General features: G+C 63.0%; 9 protein-coding genes and 1 pseudogene. 4 read left to right on the plus strand and 6 right to left on the minus strand.

The annotated features are described in order from the left end of the window. Together EN906_RS13980 and EN906_RS13985 are read right to left on the minus strand one after the other, a co-directional pair. The coding region (locus tag EN906_RS13980) for a 7TM diverse intracellular signaling domain-containing protein (protein ID WP_164777169.1) at window positions 1–1,378 on the minus strand (1,378 nt) is incomplete at its 3' end. 14 nt (window positions 1,379–1,392) lie between these two features. Beyond that, window positions 1,393–2,130 carry a response regulator transcription factor gene (locus tag EN906_RS13985; RefSeq protein WP_127272777.1) on the minus strand — a complete coding sequence of 246 codons (738 nt, stop codon included), beginning with the start codon at window positions 2,128–2,130 and terminating at the stop codon, window positions 1,393–1,395. Window positions 2,131–2,637: 507 nt separating this feature from the next. On the opposite strand from EN906_RS13985, the gene EN906_RS13990 reads away from it, so the two are divergent. Further along, a complete protein-coding gene (locus tag EN906_RS13990) occupies window positions 2,638–2,841 on the plus strand; it encodes a hypothetical protein (protein WP_127271958.1) in 204 nt (67 codons plus the stop codon). Between the two features lie 150 nt (window positions 2,842–2,991). Here the strand turns inward: EN906_RS13990 and EN906_RS13995 are convergent, their stop codons facing one another. After that, window positions 2,992–3,360 carry a helix-turn-helix domain-containing protein gene (locus EN906_RS13995; protein ID WP_164748987.1) on the minus strand — a complete coding sequence of 123 codons (369 nt, stop codon included), beginning with the start codon at window positions 3,358–3,360 and terminating at the stop codon, window positions 2,992–2,994. Window positions 3,361–3,449: 89 nt separating this feature from the next. Between EN906_RS13995 and EN906_RS14000 the strand changes: the two genes are divergently transcribed. After that, complete coding sequence (locus EN906_RS14000) at window positions 3,450–4,055, plus strand: NADPH-dependent FMN reductase (RefSeq protein ID WP_127271924.1); 606 nt, start codon at window positions 3,450–3,452, stop codon at window positions 4,053–4,055. A 60-nt stretch (window positions 4,056–4,115) separates the two neighbouring features. Here EN906_RS14000 and EN906_RS14005 read toward each other — a convergent pair whose 3' ends face one another. Then, entirely contained in the window at window positions 4,116–4,925 is an 810-nt protein-coding gene (locus tag EN906_RS14005; RefSeq protein WP_127272164.1) for an MBL fold metallo-hydrolase, read from the minus strand. Between the two features lie 283 nt (window positions 4,926–5,208). On the opposite strand from EN906_RS14005, the gene EN906_RS14015 reads away from it, so the two are divergent. After that, window positions 5,209–6,135, plus strand: a complete 927-nt coding sequence (locus tag EN906_RS14015) for a DMT family transporter (RefSeq protein ID WP_127271654.1) — start codon at window positions 5,209–5,211, stop codon at window positions 6,133–6,135. 10 nt (window positions 6,136–6,145) lie between these two features. Here the strand turns inward: EN906_RS14015 and EN906_RS14020 are convergent, their stop codons facing one another. Then, entirely contained in the window at window positions 6,146–7,054 is a 909-nt protein-coding gene (locus EN906_RS14020) for an alpha/beta hydrolase (protein ID WP_127272166.1), read from the minus strand. Between the two features lie 117 nt (window positions 7,055–7,171). Between EN906_RS14020 and EN906_RS14025 the strand changes: the two genes are divergently transcribed. Continuing rightward, the gene (locus tag EN906_RS14025; RefSeq protein ID WP_127272169.1) at window positions 7,172–7,768 is read left to right on the plus strand and encodes a CGNR zinc finger domain-containing protein; all 597 of its coding nucleotides are present in this window, start codon (window positions 7,172–7,174) and stop codon (window positions 7,766–7,768) included. Window positions 7,769–7,822: 54 nt separating this feature from the next. On the opposite strand, the pseudogene EN906_RS14030 reads toward EN906_RS14025, so the two are convergent. After that, window positions 7,823–8,611: pseudogene (locus EN906_RS14030) on the minus strand (adenylate cyclase); the annotation flags it as partial.

An 8,611-nucleotide genomic window follows, 5' to 3' on the forward strand; every position in this document is an offset into this window, starting at 1 on the left:
CGTCGGCAGCGGTGTCGATGATCACCCGCAACTCGTCGCGCAGTTCCTTCAGCACGGACAGGAAGCGATCGGCCGGCAGGTTCTGCGGCGCATGCTCCAGCATGGCGATCGAATTGACCAGGGTGCCGCCCATGCCGTCGTGCAGATTGTGGGAAAGGGATACGCGTTCGGCCAGCCTGGTGTTGGCCAGAATGACCTCATGCTGCTGATGCAGCGTGAGGGCGAGTTCCTCCCTGGCGGTTTCGATCTTGGCCGTGAGTTCATCGTTGAACCCTTCGATGCGGCGCATGTTGGCGACGAAGTTCCAGGCCAGCACCAGCGCCATGCCGACCATCTGCAAGTGGGATGTCAGCGTGACGTAGTAGACATTGCCAAGAAGGATGCCGAAATAGGTCATCAGGTCATGCAGGATGGCCACGATGGTGAGCGCGTTGACGATATGAAGGACGATGTGGTCCAGGCGAGCGCTTCGCCAGGTCAGGCCGATCGCCAGGAAACAGGCGCCGATGTAAAGCAGCGACCAGGACAAGGCCAGGAGGTTGAGCATCGGGGCGAGTTGGGAATGCGGCGTGGCAAACAGGGCGGCGGCGCCGATCGCCAGCGCGGCCCACAGCACGGCTTCCCCCCGGGGAAAGCGGCGCTCGGCGAAGCGGATGACAAACAGCACGAAGGCGGCGGCCATGACCATGAAGGAGAGCATGATAAAACGCTGCCATGTGTCGGTCGTCCCGAACGGCCAGGGGCTCGTGACCACGAAATTGAGCGAATAGCAACACCACGCAATCGTCATCAGGGCGAACCAGCCATAGGCCTTCAGGCTTCGGCGCAGCAGCCAGACGACGAAGAAGAAGGTGCCAAGCGCCGCGGTGACGCCGAGATAGAAGACCGGCAGCTCGCGGCGAATCCAGAATTGCTGGACAAAATGGGCACGCGTCGCCGAAGGCGGGCCGATCAGCACCGGACCAAGACCCGGCTGGTATGGCGCCAGGCCCGAGACCCTGATCAGCAGCGTGTTGGTGCCGGCATGCAGGACCGGGGCTGAGAGCTGCCAGTAGCGGGGCACGTTCCATGAGCGCGTCAACGGCTCGACGAGGAATTCGTCGCGTCCGAGTTCCGCGCCGTTGACGGAGATCGATCCGGCCAGTGTCCAGTAGTTCAGCGCGAGGCCCAGCGGTTCGGTTGCGTCGGCCCTGTCGAAGGTGAGGCGGTACCAGACCACGCCGTCGAAACCGGGCCAGCGCGTCGTCCAGTCGTCGGGCAAGGTCACGCTGGTCCAGCCGGTGGCCGGCGGCGTGGCGGCGTCCCAGCCGGATCGCACGGCCTCGATCGTCTTGAACGGCACGGCCCCGCCGGCGGCAAAGGCGATGCCGCCCGGCACGAGGAGCAGGAATATCAGGGCAAGAAGCCTTGCGACCGCGCCTCGAAGATCGCTTCCGTCCGGGATTTGACCGACAGCTTCTTGTAGATGTTGCGAATGTGGCATTCGACCGTGAACCTGGAGAGGGAAAGGACTCCCGAAATCTCTCGATTGGTAAGCCCCTTGGCAACGAGGTTCAGGATCTCGACCTCGCGCGGCGTCAGGAGAGGCGGCGCTGCAAGCGCGGGCTTGCCGCGCCCCGGCCTGTCGGTGGAAGGACGGGCGCGCCCGGACGGTGCCGGCGCCGACACCAGTTCCAGGATGCGCCGGGCGATGAAGGGATCGATCGGCGCGCCGCCGCGGATGGTGCTGCGGATCGAAAGCGACAGCTCGACGTCGTCGCGCTCCTTCAAGAGATAGCCGGTCGCCCCGGCGCGCAGGGCTTCGAGGATGGTGTTTTCGTTGCTCCAGGCCGAGATGACGAGGATCGGCAGCGCCGCGTCGTGCTCGTGCAGGGAGCCGATGAGGTCGATGCCGTTGCCGTCGGGCAGGCCGACATCGACCAGCGTCATGGCAAAGGGCTGGTCGACGAGCAGGGTCTTGGCCTGCGCGATCGACCCGGCGAAAAACAGCTCCTCCTGAGCATAGCCAAGGCCCCTCAGGATCGAGCGCAACCGCACCTGCATCATCGGCTCGTCCTCGACGACAAGCAGCGGGCTCGGCAGCAGTGCTTCCGATGGCAGGTCGATGACGGGATGTTCCTTGTACGACATGAACCTCGACGCGAATGGCGGCTTTCACCGATAGCAGCCGGGGCAGAAAACACCCAGGCGATCGTAACCAGTCTGCCATGGATCGCTTGCCGCCGACATAGCTGGGATCAGGTAGACAGGGCTACGAACTCGGGGTTAACGGGTGGGTTGGTCCGGAGCCCTCGCCGGCGCGTTGGCTGACGGAGCATCAGACGAAAAACCCGCCTGTGCGGCGGGTCTCTGGCGCAAATCAGCACCATGGACGGAAATGTACCTTAGCTGAGGGCACCGAGTCAAGAAAAAATTCCTATCGTGAAAAGCCACCGGCATAAAAGCCACGGCACAACAGCCGCCGGCAGCGCCGAACTGGCTGTCGTCAGGTCTTTTGTAAAACTGGGTTCGGAGCCCTGATCAGGTAGAGCGAGCCGGGCATGGGTCCGTTTGTAACAGGGGCCGTGTGGGAAACCCGCTTCGCGGCATCCAATGGTTGCCTTCGCGCCCGATGCTGCGGACGTTGGAGGAGAGACAATGCGTCAACATCTGCTGAACGGTTGGCTCGTGGCAGCCCTGGTCGCGACGACCTGCCTGCTCGGCGTGACCGCTTATGCGGAGGTGAAGGAAGACATCTCGCGCAGTGCCTGCACGCATGGGGAACAGGCTCCCGGCAAGCAGGGCGCACGGTGTGATAGCTGTGGCGCCGCGCGATGCGATGTCCGCGCATCAGGAGCCTGAGCGGCAGCCGTCAGGGGACGGCATGAGCGGCAATCCGCCAGCCAAAACGGCGCGTGCATTCGGGCAACGATCCGCGCAGCCGAGATAGAATTTCCGATCGGGCAAGCCGGATGTTGCGTGCGCGTCTGAATCCCTTGCAGCGCAAGGATTTCAGACGCGGGCGTCGTCGAATTTTTCGCGCGCCGCCTTGACGCGCATGGTGTTCGCACGCGCCCATTCGCTCAGTGCGCTGACGGGGATCAGCAGCTCGTGGCCGAGCTCGGTCAGCTCATAATCGACGCGCGGTGGAATGGTTGGAAACACGGTGCGGGTGACGAAGCCGTCACGCTCCAGCCCGCGCAAGGTGGTGGTCAGCATTTTCTGCGAGATGCCGCCGACGGCAGCGCGCAATTCGTTGAAACGCAGCGGTCCGTCGCCCAGCTTGCCGACGACCAGAACGGTCCATTTGTCGCCGACGCGCTGCAGGATTTCCGAGATGGCGCGGCAGTCTTCGGAGCGATGTGGGTGCCTCGGTAACAAAAAAGTGCCTTCTTGTGCATCGCGTTTCCAGTATCTCATATAGCGCAGGTATCCAAATGATACCAGTACTTCGTGCAAGGAGAGCCCTTATGTCCAAACCCAAAATTGCCATCGTCGTCGGATCGACGCGCGCCGCTCGTTTCGCCGATGTGCCAACCCAGTGGATCGCCAAGATCGCCAAGTCGCATGCCGACATCGATGTCGAGGTCGTCGATCTGCGCGACTTCCCGCTGCCGTTCTTCGACGAGGTCGCATCCTCCGCCTGGGCGCCGTCGCAGAACGAAGTGGCACAGCGCTGGCAGAAGAAGGTCGCCGAATTCGACGGCTTCATCTTCACCGCCGCCGAATACAATCATGGCCCGACGGCCGTGCTGAAGAACGCCATCGACTACGCCGCCAATGAATGGAACAAGAAGTCGGCCGGCTTCGTCGGTTATGGCAGCGTCGGCGGCTCGCGTGCCGTCGAACAGCTTAGACTGTATGCCGTCGAATTGCAGATGGCGCCGGTCAAGTCGGCCGTCCATATCGCCTGGGGCGATTTCCTCGCCGTCCGCCAGGGCGAGAAGAAGCTGGAAGACCTCGAGCATCTGAACCAGGCCGCCACCGCGCTGGTCAACGATGTTGCGTGGTGGGCCAAGGTGCTCAAGGCAGCGCGTCAGGCCGACGCCGTTGCCGAGGAAGTCAAGGCGGCCTGACCGCCAATTCGAGTTATCCTCCCAAGGATCCGGGGCGGCGCTTGCGTCGCCCTTTTTCAATTATAGCGGCTCGAATTGAAAGCTGGCGCCGGATCGGACGACGCGGCCGATGCCGGGCGAATCCAGATGCGCGCCGGCAACGAAACAATGTTCGTCGGCTGCAAGCGCCAGCAACCGCAACCGGCTTTCGCGCGCCTGGTCCTGATCGGCGTCGAATTCCCACGTCACCTCAGGTCGATCGAACTGAAGCGATGGGACGTGAACGGTGTCGCCCCAAATCAGAACGCGTTCGCCGCCGCTCGAAACGCGAAAGCAGCTATGTCCCGCTTCATGGCCACGAGCGTCGACAATGTCGACATGTGTCCCGATACGGTCTCCGGCTTCGAAGGGTTCCGCCATGCCGTGAAATCGTTCGAGCCGCGCTTCGGCGCGAAAAAAGCCGAGTTCTTCCCCGGGAACGAGCAAGCGCGCCAGGCGCGGGAAAGCGTCGCGGCCGTCGGCAAGCACAAGACCATGGATGTGGTCGAGATGCGTGTGGGTGAAGCAGATGGTACGGACTCGTCCGGCATCGATGCCGGCTTCGTCCAGCGCCTCGGGAAGTCGGCCCATGGTGGGATGCCAGGCGTTCGAGGCGCCGGTATCGATCAAGATGATCCCATTTCCATCGTCAATCGCGAAGGCATTGACGGAAAGCCTGAGTTGACCAGCAATCAACGCGACTTGTTGCGGCAATTCATCGCCAAATGGCTTGTCGCCGCGTTGCCGAAGCCGTCCGATCGGCATGTCGACATAGCCATCGCGCAAGGAGGTGATGCGCAAGTCACCAAGATCGTAGGTCTGATAAAGGTCGCCTGAGGCTATGCGGCGCATTTTTTCGATCCTCTGTAAACAATCGACAACATGCGACGGGCCAGCCGCGTCGGCAACCCGCCCCGTCAATTCGATCTATGCCATGTGTGCGTGCGTCGCCTGCCGTGACCGGATGATGCAGTCGGCGAGGCGGTCCGCCTCGTCCAACTCGTCGGTATGATGCTGATATCCGGATGTCGCGATAGCCGCGAACACGACGCCAATCGGGGTTGGACTGCTACATCGACGGGACTGCCATCTGGTCGCGCCCTTTGCCCTGATATATCCGGCTGCATTCCGTTACATGAGTGAAACCGTGAAGACATCCAGCCTGACCGGCGCCGTTTCCCCGATGATCCCGGTGCTCGTATGCGCGCTTGCGATCTTCCTGCTGTCCGGGATGGATGCGGCGATGAAGATCCTGGTCATCGCGGTCGGCGTCTACAACACTTTGCTGTGGCGCAGCATGGTCGCGACCGTGGTCGCGGGCGCGGCCTGGCTGGCGGGACCGCGCCTAAAGCCAACCGTTCCGGTGCTGAGGCTGCATGCGTTGCGTGCCGCGGTTGTCGGCGTCGTCCTGATATCCTTCTTCTGGGGCTTGGCCAGGCTGCCGCTTGCGGAGGCGATCGGGCTCAGCTTCGTGGCGCCTTTGTTTGCCCTGTTTCTCGCCGCGTTGCTGCTCGGCGAACGGATCCGGCGAGAGGCTGTCTGGGCATCGCTGGCCGGCATCGCCGGCGTCGCGATTATCATGGCCGGCCAGTTCGGGCAGGCAGACTATTCGCAAGATGCCATGCTCGGCACGGCGGCGGTGCTCGTGTCGACGGTGTTCTACGGCTACAATCTGATCCTAGCCCGGCAACAGGCGCAGTTGGCCAAGCCGATCGAGATCATGCTGTTCCAGAACCTTTGCGTTGCCATCCTGCTCGGCCTCGCAGCACCCTGGCTCGCCGTCGCCCTGCCGAGCAATCTTTGGCTTCCTTTGGCCGGGGTGACGGTGCTGTCGCTCGCCGGGCAATTCCTGATGAGCTGGTCCTACGCCCGCGCCGAAGCGCAATATCTGATCCCGACGGAATACTCGGCCTTCATCTGGGCGGTCGCGCTCGGCTGGTTCTTCTTCGGCGAGGAGGCGACCTGGACCACCTTGGCCGGAGCATGCCTGATCGTCGCCGGCTGCCTGATCGCCGCGCGGGCCAATCCAAGGCTTGCCGAGCCCATCGAAATGGCGGTTTGAGCGTCGACGTTCAGCGCCCTGCAGGTTCGCGAAAGACCCCAGTCTCCACCTCGTGGATGAAGTGAGCGATGAGAGCCGCGCATTGGCGATGATGCGTTTCGAGAAGCATGTGTCCGCTCTCAAAGACATGGATTTCGACTGCGTCGAGGTCGCGGCTGTAGGCCATGATCTCGTCCAGCGCGAAGAAGGCGTCGTGCCGTCCCCACAGCACGAGGCATGCTGGCTGGTGGTCGCGGAGATAGGCCTGGATGGCCGGGAAGCGGGCGATGTGCGAGCCATAATCGGTGAAGAGTTCGAACTGAATGTCGGTGTTGCCGGGCCTCGCCAGGCGCTCCGTATCGAGATACCAACCCTCGGGCGGAAACAACACCTTCAGACGCTCGGGGAGACCGCCGATATATTGGTTTCGGGTCCCCTCGAAATTCATCCAGTCCGGCAGTTTGGCGCGGTTTTCTTCAGTCGGTTCGGCGAAGAATGCCTTCGGCGCGTCCCATTCCGGTCCCAGCCCCTCGTCATGAGCATTGCTGTCCTGCGCGATCAGGCCGAGGATGCGATCCGGCTGCCGTGTGGCGAGATGGTAGCCGACAGGCGTGCCGAAGTCAGTGATGTAGAGGAAGAATCGCTGGATGCCGAGGGCCTCGACGAAGGCTTCGATCGTGTTGGCCAGGTTCTCGAACGTGTAGTCATAGGCATCGATGGAAGGGGCGGACGAAAAGCCGAAACCGGGCAGGTCCGGCGCCACCACATAGGCTGTGTCCGCCAGCGGTTCGATGACATTGCGATAGACGTGCGACGAAGTCGGATATCCGTGCAGCAGCAGGATTGCCGGTCTGCCCGGGTCGCCGGCGTGTCGGTAGAAGATGTCGAGGCCGTCGACATTGATGGTCTCGTGGCGGGTCTTGTAACGATTGCTGCACATCCTCTCTCTCCCAGTGGTCCGCGCCGACCTGGCGGTGCTATGGGTTTGACACCACATATCCCTGTGATAGTGGTTACATCATGTAACCGTATAATGCGGTTGATGAGGTTATGTTCCATGGGCGATGCATACACCGAATGGGTGCCGGATCACTTCATCGGCGGGCATCCCGCTTTGGACCTGTCGAATGCCGTGTTCGACCGGCGGGCGCCGGCAGCAGACAATGAACTCTTCAAATCCGTCCAGGATGTTGCGAACTGGTTCAGCGCCTCAGGGCTTGCCGACGATCGCCAGGCGCAGGCCGTTGCCGAGATAGCGGATGGGCGGTTCGTGGAAGGGGTCCGCGAAATGCGGGAGGCGTCATTTCAGGTTTTCGAGCCAATCGCCGCGGGTAAACCGTCTGCGGCCGAACCGCTTGGCGTGTTGTTCTCGCGCACGGCAAGCTCGCTTGCCGCCGGCTCTATCGAACTGGATGGCACCAGACCGAAGCTTGCCCTTGCCCGGTGGCGGGACCCGGACGCCGTCACCGCCTTGCTGGCCATGCTGTCCATCGACGCGTTCTTCACCCTGCCGCGCGACAGGCTGCATTCCTGCCCTCGCTGTGGCTGGCTTTTCCTCGATACGTCGCGAGGCGGCAAGCGGCGCTGGTGCAGCATGCGCACCTGCGGCAACCGCGAGAAGGTGTCGCGCCACCGAGATCATACCGACGTCTAGACCCGGGTTAGCGCACCACGTCGCCTCTGCTGCGGGCAGCCGGATGCCGGCGCGTCACTCCGGAAGACCGGCCTTGCGAAAACCATCGACGAAATGCTCGAGCGTAGCGGCGTCGCGGAATGGCTCGGTCGTCGCCCAGTGATGGGTTGTGAAATGCGGGTTGCCGACGAGGAACAGTTCAGCCTCAGCGCGCGCCTCGTCGAGCCGGCCGAGTTGCGCCAGGCTGGCGGCCAGGAAACGGCGTGAGCTTGTGCGATAGGTCTCGTCACGGCGCAACGTCTCGATAGCGGCTTGGTAGTCGCGCGCCGCATATTGCGCCTGGCCGAGCGTCAGATAGTACCAGCTCGCTGGAAACGGGTTCAGCCGGAACGCCTTGCCGATGTGCTCGAGGCCCTCTTCGACCCGGCCGGCCAGGACGGCGATGTCGGACAATGCCGCCCAGGTGTCGGCCTCGTTCGGGTCGAGCTCGATCGCCTTGGCGAATTCCGCATCCGCTTCAGTGAAGCTGCGCTCATAGGCAAGCAGGTAGGCCAGGATCCAGCGACAGCCGGCATCGTTGGGATCGATCGCCACGGCCTTGCGCGCCAGCTCCAAGGCAACGCTGCGGGCAGCTTCGGTTGGTCCGCCCCAATGCACCCGTCCCATCCAGTGGTTCATGGCAAGCCAGCGATAGGGCTCGGCGTAATCAGGATCGAGCGACACCGCGCGCGTCAGCATCAGATGCGCTTCCTGCGCCATCTGCGGCGAGTCGTCGATCAGCTTGCGCGCCCGCACGCAGAGATCGTAAGCCTCGAGATTGCTGGGTCGGTTGCGCGGCGGCGGCGCGCGCAGACGGCCAAGCAA

Source organism: Mesorhizobium sp. M7A.F.Ca.CA.004.06.1.1 (assembly GCF_003999135.1).
Lineage (GTDB): Bacteria > Pseudomonadota > Alphaproteobacteria > Rhizobiales > Rhizobiaceae > Mesorhizobium.